The organism is Synechococcus sp. CBW1006 (genome assembly GCF_015840525.1).
Taxonomy (GTDB): domain Bacteria; phylum Cyanobacteriota; class Cyanobacteriia; order PCC-6307; family Cyanobiaceae; genus CBW1002.
This window is the reverse complement of record NZ_CP060396.1, coordinates 3062930-3077110: the sequence shown is the minus strand read 5'-3', so window position 1 is coordinate 3077110 and position 14181 is coordinate 3062930. Positions and strand designations below refer to the sequence as shown.

Annotated in this window: 14 protein-coding genes; 2 read left to right on the top strand and 12 right to left on the bottom strand. The window is 64.5% G+C overall.

The window, feature by feature from the left end; genetic code table 11:
* Nucleotides 1-7: 7 nt before the first annotated feature.
* Nucleotides 8-2626 carry an ATP-dependent chaperone ClpB gene (gene clpB / locus H8F26_RS15005; RefSeq protein WP_197155243.1) on the bottom strand — a complete coding sequence of 873 codons (2619 nt, stop codon included), beginning with the start codon at nucleotides 2624-2626 and terminating at the stop codon, nucleotides 8-10.
* Between the two features lie 221 nt (nucleotides 2627-2847).
* On the opposite strand from clpB, the gene H8F26_RS15000 reads away from it, so the two are divergent.
* Nucleotides 2848-3615: a hypothetical protein gene (locus tag H8F26_RS15000; protein WP_231605252.1), complete on the top strand. Its 768-nt coding sequence runs from the start codon at nucleotides 2848-2850 to the stop codon at nucleotides 3613-3615.
* 24 nt (nucleotides 3616-3639) lie between these two features.
* Here the strand turns inward: H8F26_RS15000 and H8F26_RS14995 are convergent, their stop codons facing one another.
* The gene (locus H8F26_RS14995) at nucleotides 3640-3960 is read right to left on the bottom strand and encodes a hypothetical protein (protein WP_197155236.1); all 321 of its coding nucleotides are present in this window, start codon (nucleotides 3958-3960) and stop codon (nucleotides 3640-3642) included.
* A 223-nt stretch (nucleotides 3961-4183) separates the two neighbouring features.
* On the opposite strand from H8F26_RS14995, the gene H8F26_RS14990 reads away from it, so the two are divergent.
* Nucleotides 4184-4432: a hypothetical protein gene (locus H8F26_RS14990; RefSeq protein ID WP_231598312.1), complete on the top strand. Its 249-nt coding sequence runs from the start codon at nucleotides 4184-4186 to the stop codon at nucleotides 4430-4432.
* Here the strand turns inward: H8F26_RS14990 and H8F26_RS20260 are convergent.
* The 10 genes from H8F26_RS20260 to H8F26_RS14940 all read right to left on the bottom strand — a co-directional run bounded on the left by H8F26_RS20260 (nucleotide 4393) and on the right by H8F26_RS14940 (nucleotide 14115).
* Complete coding sequence (locus H8F26_RS20260; RefSeq protein WP_197155234.1) at nucleotides 4393-4695, bottom strand: Nif11-like leader peptide family natural product precursor; 303 nt, start codon at nucleotides 4693-4695, stop codon at nucleotides 4393-4395. The genes H8F26_RS14990 and H8F26_RS20260 overlap by 40 nt on opposite strands.
* Before the next feature lie 198 nt (nucleotides 4696-4893).
* Nucleotides 4894-5235, bottom strand: a complete 342-nt coding sequence (locus tag H8F26_RS14980; RefSeq protein ID WP_197155226.1) for a c-type cytochrome — start codon at nucleotides 5233-5235, stop codon at nucleotides 4894-4896.
* 97 nt (nucleotides 5236-5332) lie between these two features.
* The gene (locus tag H8F26_RS14975; protein ID WP_370594633.1) at nucleotides 5333-6385 is read right to left on the bottom strand and encodes an NAD-dependent epimerase/dehydratase family protein; all 1053 of its coding nucleotides are present in this window, start codon (nucleotides 6383-6385) and stop codon (nucleotides 5333-5335) included.
* On the bottom strand, nucleotides 6382-7440 hold the full coding sequence (gene hemE, locus H8F26_RS14970; protein WP_197155225.1) for a uroporphyrinogen decarboxylase: 1059 nt from the start codon (nucleotides 7438-7440) through the stop codon (nucleotides 6382-6384). The genes H8F26_RS14975 and hemE overlap by 4 nt, the downstream gene beginning before the upstream one ends.
* A 555-nt stretch (nucleotides 7441-7995) precedes the next feature.
* Nucleotides 7996-10299, bottom strand: coding sequence for a 1,4-alpha-glucan branching protein GlgB (gene glgB, locus H8F26_RS14965; protein WP_370594632.1), 2304 nt, complete (start codon nucleotides 10297-10299; stop codon nucleotides 7996-7998).
* 75 nt (nucleotides 10300-10374) lie between these two features.
* Nucleotides 10375-11160, bottom strand: coding sequence for a DUF3887 domain-containing protein (locus H8F26_RS14960; protein WP_197155222.1), 786 nt, complete (start codon nucleotides 11158-11160; stop codon nucleotides 10375-10377).
* A 60-nt stretch (nucleotides 11161-11220) separates the two neighbouring features.
* A complete protein-coding gene (locus H8F26_RS14955; RefSeq protein ID WP_231605647.1) occupies nucleotides 11221-12801 on the bottom strand; it encodes a CocE/NonD family hydrolase in 1581 nt (526 codons plus the stop codon).
* Between the two features lie 56 nt (nucleotides 12802-12857).
* On the bottom strand, nucleotides 12858-13043 hold the full coding sequence (locus tag H8F26_RS14950) for a hypothetical protein (RefSeq protein ID WP_322756999.1): 186 nt from the start codon (nucleotides 13041-13043) through the stop codon (nucleotides 12858-12860).
* Between the two features lie 207 nt (nucleotides 13044-13250).
* Entirely contained in the window at nucleotides 13251-13643 is a 393-nt protein-coding gene (locus tag H8F26_RS14945) for a DUF4332 domain-containing protein (RefSeq protein ID WP_231605251.1), read from the bottom strand.
* A gap of 4 nt (nucleotides 13644-13647) precedes the next feature.
* Nucleotides 13648-14115, bottom strand: a complete 468-nt coding sequence (locus H8F26_RS14940) for a Ycf51 family protein (RefSeq protein WP_197155217.1) — start codon at nucleotides 14113-14115, stop codon at nucleotides 13648-13650.
* Nucleotides 14116-14181: the final 66 nt, after the last annotated feature.

Genomic DNA, 14181 nt, shown 5'->3' with positions numbered 1-14181 from the left:
ACCACCCTCACACCAGCACCGGCAGGCGGGCCGCTTCAGCCAGGCTGATCTTCAGCCGCTCGGCCTCCACCTCCACGGCGATGGTGGAGCCGGCCGGAAAGCTTCCGGCCAGGATCGCCTTGGCGATCGGGGTTTCCAGTTCCCGCTGGATGGCCCGCTTCAGCGGCCTGGCGCCGTAGACGGGGTCGTAGCCCACGGCCGCCAGCCAGTCGAGGGCTTCGGTGGAGAGCTGCAGCGAGAGCTTGCGCTCCTCAAGGCGCCTGGCCAACCGGTGCACCTGCAGATCGACGATCTGGCGCAACTCCTCGGCCTTGAGGCTGTGGAAGATGATCGATTCATCGAGGCGGTTGAGGAACTCGGGGCGGAAGTGGCTGCGCAGGGCCTCATTCACCCGCTTCTCCATCTCTCCATGGCGGGCGGGATCGCCGGCCAGATCCAGAATCGAGGCGCTGCCGATGTTGCTGGTGAGAATCAACACGGTGTTGGTGAAGTCCACCGTGCGTCCCTGACCATCGGTGACGCGGCCGTCGTCGAGCACCTGCAGCAGCACATTGAACACATCCGGGTGGGCCTTCTCCACCTCGTCAAACAGGATCACGGCGTAGGGGCGGCGCCGCACCGCTTCGGTGAGCTGACCACCCTCTTCGTAGCCCACGTAGCCCGGAGGAGCTCCGATCAGGCGGCTGACGGCATGCTTCTCCATGTACTCGCTCATGTCGATGCGCACCATCGCCTCTTCCGAATCGAAGAGCTGCGAAGCGAGCGCCTTGGACAGCTCCGTTTTGCCGACGCCGGTGGGACCGAGGAACAGGAAGCTGGCGATCGGCCGGTTCGGATCACTCAGGCCGGCCCTGGAACGCTGAATCGCATCGGCCACAGCCGTGACGGCCTGCTGCTGGCCAATCACACGGGTGTGCAGATCCTGCTCAAGGTTGAGCAGCTTCTCCATCTCGCTCTGCACCAGCTTGGCCACCGGAATGCCGGTCCACTTGGCGATCACCTCAGCGATGTCGTCTTCGGTGACCTCCTCCCGCAGCAGCGTTTTCTCCCCATCACCGGCGTTGAGCACGGCCTCCTTGGCGGCCAGCTTCTTGTTGAGTTCGGCCAGGGTGCCGTATTCGAGTTCGGCGGCCTTGTTGAGGTCGTAGTTGCGCTTGGCCTGCTCAACCTGCAGCTGCACCTGCTCGATCTCCTCCTTGATGGCACCGAGTTCATCGATCGAGCCCTTCTCCGCCTGCCACTGAGCATTGAGGGCGCTCTGCTGTTCACTCAAATCCGCCAGCTCCTTTTCAAGCCGCTCCAGCCGATCCTTGCTGGCCGCATCGGATTCACGGCCGAGCGAGAGCTTCTCCATCTCCAGCTGCAGGATGCGGCGATCGAGTTCATCGATCTCCTCAGGCTTGGAGGTGATCTCCATCTTGAGGCGAGCAGCGGATTCATCCACCAGGTCGATGGCCTTGTCCGGCAGGAAACGATCGGCGATGTAACGACTCGACAGCACGGCGGCGGCCACCAGGGCGTTGTCGGCGATGCGAACGCCATGGTGCACTTCGTAGCGTTCCTTCAGGCCCCGCAGGATCGAGATCGTGTCCTCCACCGTGGGCTGATCCACGAACACCTGCTGGAAGCGGCGCTCCAGGGCCGGGTCTTTCTCAATGTGCTGGCGGTGCTCATCCAGCGTGGTGGCACCGATGCAGCGCAGTTCGCCCCGGGCCAGCATCGGCTTGAGCAGATTGCTGGCATCCATGGCGCCGCCGGTGGCACCGGCCCCCACCACGGTGTGGATCTCGTCGATGAACAGCACGATCTGGCCCTCGGAGGCGGTCACCTCCTTGAGCACGGCCTTGAGCCGCTCCTCGAACTCGCCGCGGTACTTGGCGCCGGCAATCAGGGCACCCATGTCGAGGGAGACGAGCTGGCGGTTCTGCAGGGCCTGGGGAACGTCACCGTTGACGATGCGCTGGGCCAGACCCTCGACGATGGCGGTCTTGCCGACGCCGGGTTCACCGATCAGCACGGGATTGTTCTTGGTACGCCGCGACAGGATCTGGATCGTGCGGCGGATTTCCTCGTCGCGGCCGATCACTGGATCGAGCTTGCCCTCGCGGGCTGCGGCCGTGAGATCGCGGCCGTACTTCTCCAGAGACTCGTACGTGCCTTCGGGATTCTGGTCTGTCACTGTCTGGCTGCCGCGCACGGCTTCAATACTGGTCTTCAGCGTCTTGGCGTTGACGCCGCACTGGCTGAGCAGCTGCCGGCCGCAGCGATCATCCGCCACCAGGCCGAGCAGAAGATGTTCGATCGAGATGTAATGATCGCCGAATTCGGCCTTGGCCTGATCGGCACGGTCAAAGCAGACATTCAGGGCCTTGCCCAGGTACACACTCTCGGGGGCAGCCCCAAGGCTGGGCTGAGAGGCCAGAAAAGCCTCCACCTTCTGGCTGAGGGTTCCCACATCCACGCCGGCCTTCTCAAGGATCCGGCCGGCCAGTCCCTGCTGGCTCAGCAGGGCCGCGAACAGATGCTCGGTTTCCATCTGCTGCTGGCGCTTCTGCTGGGCCAGCTGCTGGGCCGCCACGACGGCGCCCCAGGCCTTCTCGGTGAACAGCTCAGCGGTGGGATGCATGGCGAAACCTTCCTGATCGGGTGCTTGAGAAAACCGTATGGGCAGACCACAGAGCCCAGGGAGAGGAGCACCGAACCGGATCGGTCGGTGCTCCCCCTTCAGGTTGGGCAGGCCGTAGCCAAATGGCGAAAGAACCGATCCGCGAGGGAGCCGTTGCCGCGTGGCACCGGCGGGGCAGACCATCGAATCCGCACATCCTTGGCTAGCTATGGATCAAGAGTGTGCGCACTCCGTTCCCCCGTCGCTTTGCTCCCGCCATGGCTTGCCTGCCACGCCGCTGTTTTGCCGGAACCCGCAGGGCTGGTGTCCTGGCCCTGGTGGCTGTTCTCAACCTCTCAGCGATCAGTGCCCAGGCCCGAGGTGGCGGCGGCGGTGGCCATGGGGGCTGGGGCGGAGGTGGGGGTGGTTATCACTTCAGCGGTGGGGGAGAGGCCTGGCGTGGAGATGGCGACGCCTGGCGCGGTGGCTACCGGGGCTACCACCCGATGTACGGCCCTGGTGCACGCCCGGGCTGGGACAGCATCGACGTGAACCGAAATCTGAACGTCGAGAACAATTTCTATAACCGCCCTTATAACGGCTGGCATTCCAACTGGGCCAATGGCGGTTACTGGAACAACCGACCCTGGAACCACGGCTGGTATGGCTGGCAACCCTCCACCTGGGGCTGGTGGGGAGCCAATGCAGCCGCCTGGGGGGTCGCCGGGCTGGCAACAGGAGCTGCCATCACCAGCCTGGTGAATACGGCCTCCCAAGAACAATCGCCGGTGATCGTGGTGCCCCAGACCAGCATCCAGCTCAACTACGCCTCCGTGGATCCGGTGGGCACCTACGGAGTGAGCTTCACCTACTCCATGGACGATGGCGCCACCTTGTTGGGAGCGGCCAACTGTCAGGCCGGTCTGTTGAACGGCCAGATTCCTGACACCGTCGACCAGGCGCAGCTGCTCAATACCGTCTGCCATGTGGCCTACGGCAGCGGCAGCTGAGAAGCGGCCTGCCGGTCGGAAACCTCAACGGGCAGCTGGCGCTATGGGGTTTCCTGATCCTGGAGGGGTCAGCTGGAAGGCGCCGCTGTCACGCGGGCACAGACGGGTCGGGCAGCCATTGGAGCCGTAAATGGCATCGGCCTGCGAGAGGCAGCCGCGGGCGTTCTTGGAGGCAACCTGACTGGGCCTGAGTCGCAGGGGTTGAAACAGGGACTGGCTCTTGGGAACCACCAGGGGGCAGGGCGGGTAGGCAGGCAGGCCCTGGACGGCGTAGGGCTGATTCTGGGCCAGGGCGAGTGCCGGCCGCAGCAGGGGCAGCAGCGCCGCCGCAACCAGCGAGCCCACCAGTCCTGAGCGAAGTCCCATCGTCCACATCAAGGGCCACTCTGGGCATGATGGGCCGGATTGGGGATCCTGTGGGGGTTGCTCTTCCAGGTCCGAGCCATTTGTGGCCGAGCCGACGCTGTCAGAAGCCACTCTGGCGACAACCAGCGTGTATGCAACGCAGCCATCGGCAACCAGCGTCTCTGAACTCATCGATTCTGAACCCAACGTCTCCGTAACCACCATGTCTTCAACCCCGCCACCCAAGCAGGACCTGGCAGAACCCACTCCCCCTGTCCCCGACGCGCAACTGGTGCAGGATCTGGTCGAGGCCTCGCGGGCTTTTGATGCCACGGCAGCCGATCCAGAGAGGAACTGCTGGATGGCCGTTCATCAACACGTGCATGGCGTGCTTCCCAGCGAATACGACATTCGCGAGGTACCCGAAGATCTTTATCTGGCGGTGCTCGCCTGCCGTCGCGCCGCCAGCTGAGCGGCCTGACTGGGCAACACCGGTGAGGAACCCCACAGGGATCCGATCGCCGAGACCCTGCTGGCTTCCAGGAAGCTGGCGGCATGATCAGCCGAACGCGCATCCTGCAGATCCGTGACCTGGATCTCGTATCCGCGCAAACGCGCCTTGCCAACCACTGAAGTCCAGCTCTGGCCCGCGGCAAAACAACCCCGCAGCTCCTCTCGAAGGGCGGGATCGCGTTCTGCATCGGCAACCAGCCGGATGAGTTGCTCTCGTGACATCGCCTGGATTCCCTGGCTGAAGTCAGGATGGCGGGCCAGTCGAACGGGTGCCAGCGATCGACATCAATGGCAATAGGCCATCAGGGATCGAGGATCGAGGGGCAAATTGGTCGGCAAGCAAAAAAGGTGTGATCGAGGCAAATGATTGCCTGATCACACCCGAATGAAGCTATTGAATGGCAAGAAGCCAGATGCAGATCAGGCCCAGCCTTTGGACGACATGTCTTCAACGTAGGCGGCCACATCAGCGATATCGGCTTCGCTCAGCTTGCCGAGGAAAGCCGGCATGGCGTTCTTGCCCTTGGTGACTTGAGCAGCAATGGCAGCCTCGTGACCGCTGCTGTAGTCAGCCAGGTAGGCCTCCAGGGCATCCTGCTTGAGAGTGCGCTCAGCATTCACCACATTGCCACCACCCATGTGGCAGGCAGCGCAGTTGGCGGAGAAAATCTGGCCACCGTGGGCCACGTCAGCGGCGAAGCTAGGTGCTGCCCCCAGCACCAGCGCCAGGCACAGAGCGAGCAGTGAAAAAAGACGGCGCATCAAAGCAGGTGCAACCAGACAAAACTAAGGGGCAGAGGTCGGCAATGTTGCGGCTGCAAGGCAGATCTGCAACATTTTCTTGTGCTTGCAGCCTGCTTCAGTCCATCCGGCCGCGGTGGGGAACGGCCGCGGTCTCCAGCACCGCCTCCAGGGTGGGGGCGAGGCTCACCCTGCCGAAGCGCTCCGGCGGACTCACCGGCTCATGAACGAAGTGGCGCTGTCGGATCGAGAAGCGATCCCAGGCATTCACCTCGATTCGCAGCAGGCGGATCAAGGCCTCGATCAGCCAGCCCTGCAGATCCACCCCGATCGAGGGCCACCAGCAGCGCCGCCAGCGGCAGAGGATCCGCACGGTGTCGTTGATCTGGATCGGTGCCTGACCCAGCACCAGGCGTCTCACCACACCTTGGCCAGGCTCGGGATTGGGCTCGTGGGGGTGGGTGGCCAGATGGGCGCAGACCGTGGCGATGTCGGCCGCATGGATGAAATGGAAGCTGGCATCGGTTCGCAGCCAGCGGGCCAGCCATAACCAGCCGATCGCCTCCTTGAGGCCCGCCGTGAGATAGCTGGTGGGATGGGGGTCGCCGGACGTGACCCTCCCGCCGAACACCAGCGTGGGGAAGACGGCCACGATCCGCTCAGCCAGGGGATGGCCCTCCAGCTGTTCGAGGCACTGGGCCTTGGTCTGGATGTATTCCGTGCCATAGGCCATGGCTTCCGGCAGGAGTTTCAGCTGTCGATCGAGGATGCTGGCGGTGGAGAAGTAGATCACCTGTTCCAGCCGCGCGGGATTCACCAGTTCCAGCAACCGCTTCACCGCCACCACATTCACCTGGCGGGCCCGCTCCGGATCCCCCCAGGCGGTTGCGGTGTGGATGACGCGGGTGGCGCTGGCGATGGCGTCGGCATGGGGATCCAGCTCACGAAGATCACCCACCAACAGCGTGATCCTGGGATCGTTGGGATCCACGACCTTCAGCTTGGAAGGATCGCGCAGCAGCAGCAACAGATCCGCATCGCTGTTGCGGTAGAGGGTTTCGGTGATGTACTGACCAACGCAGCCGCTGGCACCGGTGATCAGGATCCGAGCCCTGGACGGCACGCCGGGATCGGCGATGGCACGGCCGGCTTCGGTGGCCGTGGTGCTCAAACGGCCGCTCCGAGCAGCTCATGGACGGCCTTGCCGGTCTCGAAGAACACACGGGCGTTCTCCTCGGGAGTGCCCGGCAGGATGCCATGGCCAAGGTTGAGGATGTGTTTGCGGCCCTTGGCCTTGCGCACGGTGTCGAGGATGCGCTCGCGGATCGCCTCCGGGGTGCCGAACAGCAGGCCGGGGTCGACATTGCCCTGAACGCCGAGGTGCTGGGGCAGCCGGGCACAGCCATCGGCCATGTCCACGGTCCAGTCGAGCGACACGATGTCGACACCGGTGCGGCCCATCCGCTCCAACACACCGGCACTGCCGGAGATGTAGAGAATCAAGGGAGTGTCGGGGTGGGTGGCTTTCACCTGATCGATCACCCGCTTCTGGTAGGGAGCCGCGAAGACGTCGTAATCGATCGGGCTGAGCTGACCGGCCCAGGAGTCGAACAGCTGCACCACCTGGGCTCCCGAGTCGATCTGGTAGCGCACGTAAGCGGCGATCGAATCCGCCAGGTGGCCCAGCAACTGGTGCAGCAGCGCCGGCTCCCGGAAGGCCATCGCCTTGATCACGGAATAGGTCTTGGAGCTCTTGCCCTCCACTGCGTAGGCCGCCAGGGTCCAGGGCGCGCCGACAAAACCGAGAACAGTGGCCGCGTTGCCCACATCCTGGCGAAGGCGAGACAGCACCTCACCAACAAAGGGGAGGGCCTCGGCGGGATCCAGGGGACGCAGCGCATCCACCTGGGCCTGGGAGCGAATGGCGGGCTCGATGATCGGCCCCTTGCTCTCGATGATGTCGAAGTCGATCCCCATGCCAGGCAGGGGCGTGAGGATGTCGGAGAACAGGATCACGCCATCGGGCTGGAAGGCGTGAAACGGCTGCATCGAGATCTCGTAGGAGAGATCCGGGTTCTCGGAGCGCTCGCGGAAGCCGGGATGACGATCGCGCAGATCGCGGTAGACCTTCATGTAACGGCCTGCCTGGCGCATCATCCACACCGGCGGACGCTCCACCTGCTCACCTCGGGCGGCGCGCAGCAGCAGGGGGAGGGTGTCGGCCATGGGGGTCGTCAGGGCAGGGGAATCGCGATCGGAAACCTAGCCGAGAGCCTCGGCGGAGGGCTCATGCCCAGGGGGCGCCACGACCGACTTGACGGTCACTCCAAAGCTGAGAGGCTGAAATAAAGTGTATCAATAGCCGAGCTAGCTATACTCTGCTGGAAGATTCTTCGTGGTAATGCTATGTCAGAAGCCAGGGCAATTGAGGCGGAATCTCCTGGATGATTGAACCGTCAATAGTCAGGTTCCAGCAGTCCAGAAATCTCTGAATGTAGCCATCAAGCACTGCTGCTCACACTTCTGCAATCAATCGACAAGGACTGCCGCCAGGATTCAGTCACTGGGGGTCAGCGTTCGATCTTGCGGAGAAAAATCTCTCCAGCAGAAGCCCGACCTGAGGACAGGTCTTGCCTGCGAATCTGGGCATAGTCTAAGAGCCGTCTCAGTGGATTCTGCTCTCTCCGACCCGAAGTTCACTCAGGCAAATTCATACCAGGGCTGACCCTGGATTCTGGAAGCGGCCTGACAGCTGGGTATGCAGATCTCTTCTGTGGAGACTCAGGCTTCCCCTGTCGCGTCAGCGGCTGAAGAGATCTGACTGCGGGCCTCATCACGGCGAAGAATCAGCACACTCAAGGGCGGCAGGCAGAGATCCAGCGCCTGGTCGTAGCCGTGGATACTCCAGGGATCAGTGAATTTTCCTCCGAGGTTGCCAAGATTGCTGCCGCCGTAGCGAGCACTGTCGCTGTTGAACACCTCGGCGTAGAAGCCCTCGATCGGGACTCCCACCCGGTAGTGGGAGTGGCTCTGAGGCGTGAAGTTCGCCACCACCAGCAGCCAGCCACCACCGGTGCTGTCGCGGCGCATGAAGCTGATCACCGAGTGGCGGTTGTCGTTGCAGTCGATCCACTGGAAACCGTACTCATTGAAATCATCGCGCCAGAGTGCTGGTTCCGCCTTGTAAAAGGCATTGAGATCATCCACCAACCGCTGCAGGCCCAGGTGAGACTCGTACTGGAGCAGATCCCATTGCAGATCTCCCCAGACATTCCATTCAGCCCGCTGGCCGAACTCCATGCCCATGAAGATTGTCTTCTTGCCCGGGTGGGTCCACATGTAGGTCAGCAGTGCTCGAACATTGGCAAACTTCTGCCAGTCATCGCCGGGCATCTTGTGAAGCAGGTTGCTCTTGCCATGCACCACTTCATCGTGGCTGAGGGCGAGCATGAAGTTCTCGGTATAGGTATACCAGATTGAAAACGTGATGTTGTTCTGATGGAACTGCCGGAACCAGGGATCGAGCTCGAAATAATCGAGCATGTCGTGCATCCAACCCATGTTCCACTTCAGGTTGAAGCCAAGGCCACCGATGCTGGTGGGCTGGGTCACCATCGGCCAGGTGGTGGATTCCTCCGCGATCGACAGAGCACCTGGGAAGTGCTGGAACAATACATAGTTCGCCTGCTGCAGGAAGCGCACAGCTTCGAGGTTCTCACGTCCGCCATTCTCATTCGCCAGCCACTCTCCATCCGGGCGCAGATAGTCGCGATAGAGCATCGAGGCGACCGCATCCACACGGATGCCATCGATGTGGAACTGATCAAACCAGTACACCAGATTCGCCACCAGGAAGTTACGAACCTCATTGCGGCTGTAGTTGAAGATCAGCGTGCCCCACTCCTTGTGCTCGCCGATGCGCGGATCGGCATGCTCGTAGAGGTGCGCGCCATCGAAGAAGGCCAGGCCATGGCCATCCTTGGGAAAGTGGCCGGGAACCCAGTCGAGAATCACACCGATGCCCTCGGCGTGGCAGCGGTCCACGAAGGCCCGGAACTCATCAGGGCTGCCGAAGCGGCTGGTGGGCGCATACCAGCCGGTCACCTGATAACCCCAGGAGCCATCGAAGGGATGCTCGGAGATCGGCATCAGTTCGATGTGGGTGAAGCCGCGGGCCTTCACGTAGGGGATCACCCGATCGGCCAGCTCCGGGTAGGTGAGCAGCCGGGCACCCGGTTTGAGATCGGCCGCAGCCACCGGCTCCCTCACCGAGCCGTCAGGTTCCACATAGGGCTGATCGGCGCTGGCGTGCATCCAGCTACCCAGGTGCATCTCGTAGACCGAGATCGGCTGATCGAGCGGGTTGGCCGCATCCCGCCGGGCCATCCAGTCGGCATCATTCCAGGCGAAGCTGGCCAGCCCTGCGATCCGCGAACTGGTGTTGGGCCTCACCTCGTGCTGGAAGCCGTAGGGATCGGCCTTCTGGTAGCAGTGGCCCGCCTGGGTGCGGATCTCGTACTTGTAGAGCTCGCCGCGGCGCAGACCCGGTACGAACAATTCCCAGCAGCCGCCCAGCCGCGATTGCATCGGATGATGGCGACCGTCCCAGCTGTTGAAGTCGCCCAGGATCGCCACACTGCGGGCGTTGGGCGCCCAGAGGCAGAACTGCACCCCGGCGACGCCATCCCGCTCGCCGGGGTGGGCCCCCATGCGGTGCCAGATGTGGTGATGGTTGCCTTCGGCGAAGAGATGGCGGTCCATCTCACCCATCCATTCCTGGCGGAACGCCCAGGGATCGTGCTGAACGTGCTCGATGCCGCCCCGTTGCACCCGCACCTGATAGGAGCAGCCGGGATCCCCCTCGACCTCGGCCTCAAACAGCCAGGGATGGTTCGGGGTCGCCATCGCCAGGCTGCGGCCGTTGCAGAGGAGTTCGACCTGATCGGCCTCAGGCATCCAGATCCGCACCACCCAGCCGCCATCCGGCAGGGGCTGGGGCCCAAGAACCGCAAGGGGGTGATCGTGCCTGCACTCCGCCAGCCGTTGCCCGTCTTCAACCATCCAATCGAGGCAGACCAGGGCCATATCCATTGACGTGCTGGGCCGGAGCTTAAGCCGCTTTGCCGGGGCCAAGCGGCGGCTGGGCCCCGCTGTTGAGGATCAGAAGGCGTCGAGGGGGAAATCGACCCCGATCACCTGGCCCTGCAGGTTGAGAATCACGAAGAGGTTGTCGGTGAGCCGCCCGAACTGGGTGGTGACCAACACCAGCTGCTGCGCCTCATCCCGGCCGGCGAAAACGCTGCCCCGCACCCGCTGGAACGGACCGGTGAGCTTCTGCAGACCCTGCCAGCGCTCCTGCAAGGCGGCCGGCAGCATCTCCTCCTGCATGGCGGCGGACATCAGGCTGCGGGCCGTCAGCACCCGCCCAGCGGCCAGATCCTCAATGAATTTCACGGCGGTGTCCTCGACGGGGATCTGGCTGCGATCGAGCTCCCAGCCGAGAATCTTGCCCTCCCCATCCAGAATGAGCGTGAGGGGCCGGGTGCCACTGGGGGTGACCAGTTCCGCCTCCACCGTGCCGTCATCGGCGCCGAGCACCAGGGATTCGATCCGGGTGCTGCGCACGCCACCCAGCGAGGCGAGGCGCTCCTGCATAGCGGCAGGGGTTGTGAAGCGTCGCACGGGCTCAGCCAGATAGCCATAGAGAGCCCTGGCATCGCTTTGCTGGATGGCGAGCAGGATCCTCTCGGCGGCCTTGCGCAGCTTCTGCTTGGTCTGCTTGCGTTGGGGGCTTGCGACTTCAGCCACCAGGGTGGGGGCTCCATCCCCGTTCCCCTCCAGCGAGCCGAGGCCCGCAACAACCGGTCGAGCACCGAGACAGAGCGGAGTGACCACGCCACCCAGCAGCAGCAATGACAAGGGCAGAGCAGGACGGCGGTGAAGCACGGCAGGGGGTGCGCGGTGGCGACAGTTTGGCCGAAACCGGGATGGTCGAAGCACGTTGCCCTAATCCAGCCCCTCTGATGCCAAGGAACGCAGGCGCAACCGGGCGCCCGGAAGCCTGAACTGAAGAGTGATCACCCGATGGCGGTGGGTCACCGGCCCGGGCGCAACATCCGGGTCTCCCGAGTTCACTCCGATCTGCGGCCAGGAGGAAGCCCCCAGGGACAGGCGCAGGCGCTCGCCGGGCCGCAGCGCCAGCAGCACCGGCTGAAACAGGAGGCTGCGGGGCTGGGGCAGGCCTGAGAGGTTGTTCCGGCAGCGGAGAACCCCGGTGCTCCATTGCCGCACCCCCGTGCCATCCGCAGCCACCACGGAGAGGGCACCGCAGAGGTCGTAGCTGGCTTGATCAGCAGCCACGTCGATGCAGAGCTCGGGCTGGCCGAACAGCTCCAGGGGCTCGGCCAGGGGGGGCGTGCTGAAGCAGGCCACATCGCTGCGGGCGTCCAGATCAGCCCGGTCGACCGGACCGGCATCCAGGCCCAGATGGCCGCCCCGGCCAGGCAGTGGCCTCCAGGGATCGTGCACCAGGGTCAGGGTGCATGCACCGGCACCATCCGCAGGCCCCTCAGTGCTGACCCCGGGGATGAGTTGGCCTTCGTCGACGCGGACGGCCGCCAGCCCCTGACTTCGGAGCCACCAGGCGTCGGCAGAGGGAGCGGCAGGATCTGGGGATCGCCAGGCACCGTCTCCCAGGCGCTCGAGCAGCAGCGGCGGGGGCAAGGGTCCCGGGGGGCTCATCGAGACCTCCGATGCCTTCAGGTGCCGATCGAAGAAGGCCAGCTGCAGGGCATCGAGCCCGCCGCGCCAGTTCAGATGAGACCAGGCACCGATGCGCAGCCAAGGATCACCCCCCGCCGCCTGGGACCGCCGCCACAGATCCAGCACGCCGCGAAGATGGGGGTCGTACCAACCGCCGATCAGTAGCATCGGTCGGCGTAGCAGCTCCAGGGGCACTTGATGGCAGGTCCAGCCCTCCGAGATGGCAGGTTCACGGCCTAACCAGGTCAGACCCATTCCCAAGGGGTCGTGGCGCTCAAGCAGGTTCACGCCCTCCTGCAGAAATGTGCCGGTTTCGAGGCTGCGCCGGATCTCCAGCCAGCCCTCTCCGTCAGAACGACGGGCACAGCCCTGGGCCGCCAGCTGCAGGGCCCAGCCCAACCCCAGGGCCCACCAGTGCGCCCCCCCCTCACTGGCCCAGTGGCAGCGTTCATCAAGACCGCAATGGGCCGGTGCAAGGGCATCGGGGAAGTCCTGCGGGACGCTCCCGTCCGAGAGCACCTGGGTGAGCCCCTGATAGGAGAAGCCGTACGTCCCCACCCGTCCATTGGCGTGGTCCAGGTGGCGAGCCCAGCGCACACAGTCAGCACCATCGGAAGCCTCCTGGGCGAAGCCTCTGAACTGGCCACCGGACTCCCCACGTCCGCGCACATCGACCACTACCACCTGATACCCCTGAGCGGCATACCAGGCGGGATGGGCGTAGGTCACCGTTGAGGCGATCGCCCGGCCGTAGGGCTGACGCATCAACAGAACAGGCCAGAAACCGGATCCCCGCGGCCGCCAACGCCGGGCTGCCAGGCTCACCCCGTCGCGACACAGGAGGCGGAGGTCCTCCTGGGCCACTGCCAGTGGTGCGGAGGTCAGCGAACCTCAGGGCAGTGAAGCCCGATCACGTAGGTGGTGAGCACCTCGGCATCGACGGGGGTGAGACCCCGCTGCTGCGCGATGCGACTCACCGCCTGCGGGGAGGTGGCTGACATGCCCTGGCTGTTGAACTGCCGCAACTGAGCACAGATGCTCTGCGCCAGGGCAGGGTTCTGCTTCACCGATTCGAGGAGGGGCGAAGCAGCCAAGCCAGCGCTACCGAGGGGGTAGGTGGCAAAACCGAAAAGGAGAGCCCCGGCGCCAGTCAACAAACGATGCAAGGCGAGGCGTGAGGAGTTCAGGAGTTTGGAGCGGTTCGGCATGGTGCCACCCATCGGGGGCTGCATCCATTCCAGTCAGCGGCAACCGGCATCGGGTCGGTACGGGTGTCAGTTCCGGGAGCGACCGAGGCCTTCCCGGGCGGCGGCGATCCACTGCCGCAGTGTGGATAGTTCCAACGCCGGAACCGCCATGCCGGTGAGGCTGCGCTGCAGGCGGCCCATCTGCACCCACAGGCGCTGGGGATCGGCCTGGGCAAGGCCGCGACGGTCCGCAATGCCGGCGTAGAGCAGCAGCGCCGCCTCTGAAGGGTGAAGGCCCACCTCGCAGACCAGTCGCGCCTGGGCACGAAGCTTGATCAGTTGCTTCTCGCTGGCGCCACCGCCGCTGCCGAGATCCCGCAGGGCACGATCGTCCAGCCCGGCCAGTTGTTCCCAGGCCACGATGCCGGCCTGCTCCAGCCGACGCTGCTCGCGATGACAGTGGCGGGGCAGGGGCAGCAAGCGATCAGCCTGCCAGCACGACCGAACCATCCCGCAGGCTGCGGGTGGCCTCACCCAGCACCACCGGACGGCTCAGGCCGGGCGCCACCGTTTCGAGTCGGCGCAGCCTGACCCGCACAAACCCATCCGCGGAATTGCGGCCGCTGCCCCGCAGGTTGCTGGCCACCTGCTCCAGGGTCGGGGCCACAGCGGCCGGGTCGAGATTGGCGGGCGCCGCAGCGATCACCAGATCACCGCCGTTGTCGAACACCACGGGTACGGGCACCGCCCCCTCGATCGACACCCGCGGGCTGTAGCTCACGGCAAAGGCCAGGCAGGAGAGCGACAGCAGGGCGGTGAAGCTGGTGATCCCCACCAGACGGAAGCGAATCCCCCAGGTGGCCAGGAAGCCGATCCCGGTGAGAAGGGCCAAGCCGCCGCTGGCGGCGCCGAGCCATTGGCCCGCCGTGAACAGGATTGGATCGGCAGGCATGGGGGCTGGTCAAGCGGCAGATGACTTTTATATTGCGCCCGTCGAAGACACGGGCAGACCCAGGGG

Excerpts from the sequence above, each read along its gene's own strand:
- clpB (WP_197155243.1), bottom strand. The coding sequence starts at position 2,626 with ATGCATCCCACCGCTGAGCTGTTCACCGAGAAGGCCTGGGGCGCCGTC.
- H8F26_RS14990 (WP_231598312.1), top strand. The coding sequence starts at position 4,184 with ATGTCTTCAACCCCGCCACCCAAGCAGGACCTGGCAGAACCCACTCCC.
- H8F26_RS20260 (WP_197155234.1), bottom strand. The coding sequence starts at position 4,695 with ATGTCACGAGAGCAACTCATCCGGCTGGTTGCCGATGCAGAACGCGAT.
- H8F26_RS14980 (WP_197155226.1), bottom strand. The coding sequence starts at position 5,235 with ATGCGCCGTCTTTTTTCACTGCTCGCTCTGTGCCTGGCGCTGGTGCTG.
- hemE (WP_197155225.1), bottom strand. The coding sequence starts at position 7,440 with ATGGCCGACACCCTCCCCCTGCTGCTGCGCGCCGCCCGAGGTGAGCAG.
- glgB (WP_370594632.1), bottom strand. The coding sequence starts at position 10,299 with ATGGCCCTGGTCTGCCTCGATTGGATGGTTGAAGACGGGCAACGGCTG.
- H8F26_RS14940 (WP_197155217.1), bottom strand. The coding sequence starts at position 14,115 with ATGCCTGCCGATCCAATCCTGTTCACGGCGGGCCAATGGCTCGGCGCC.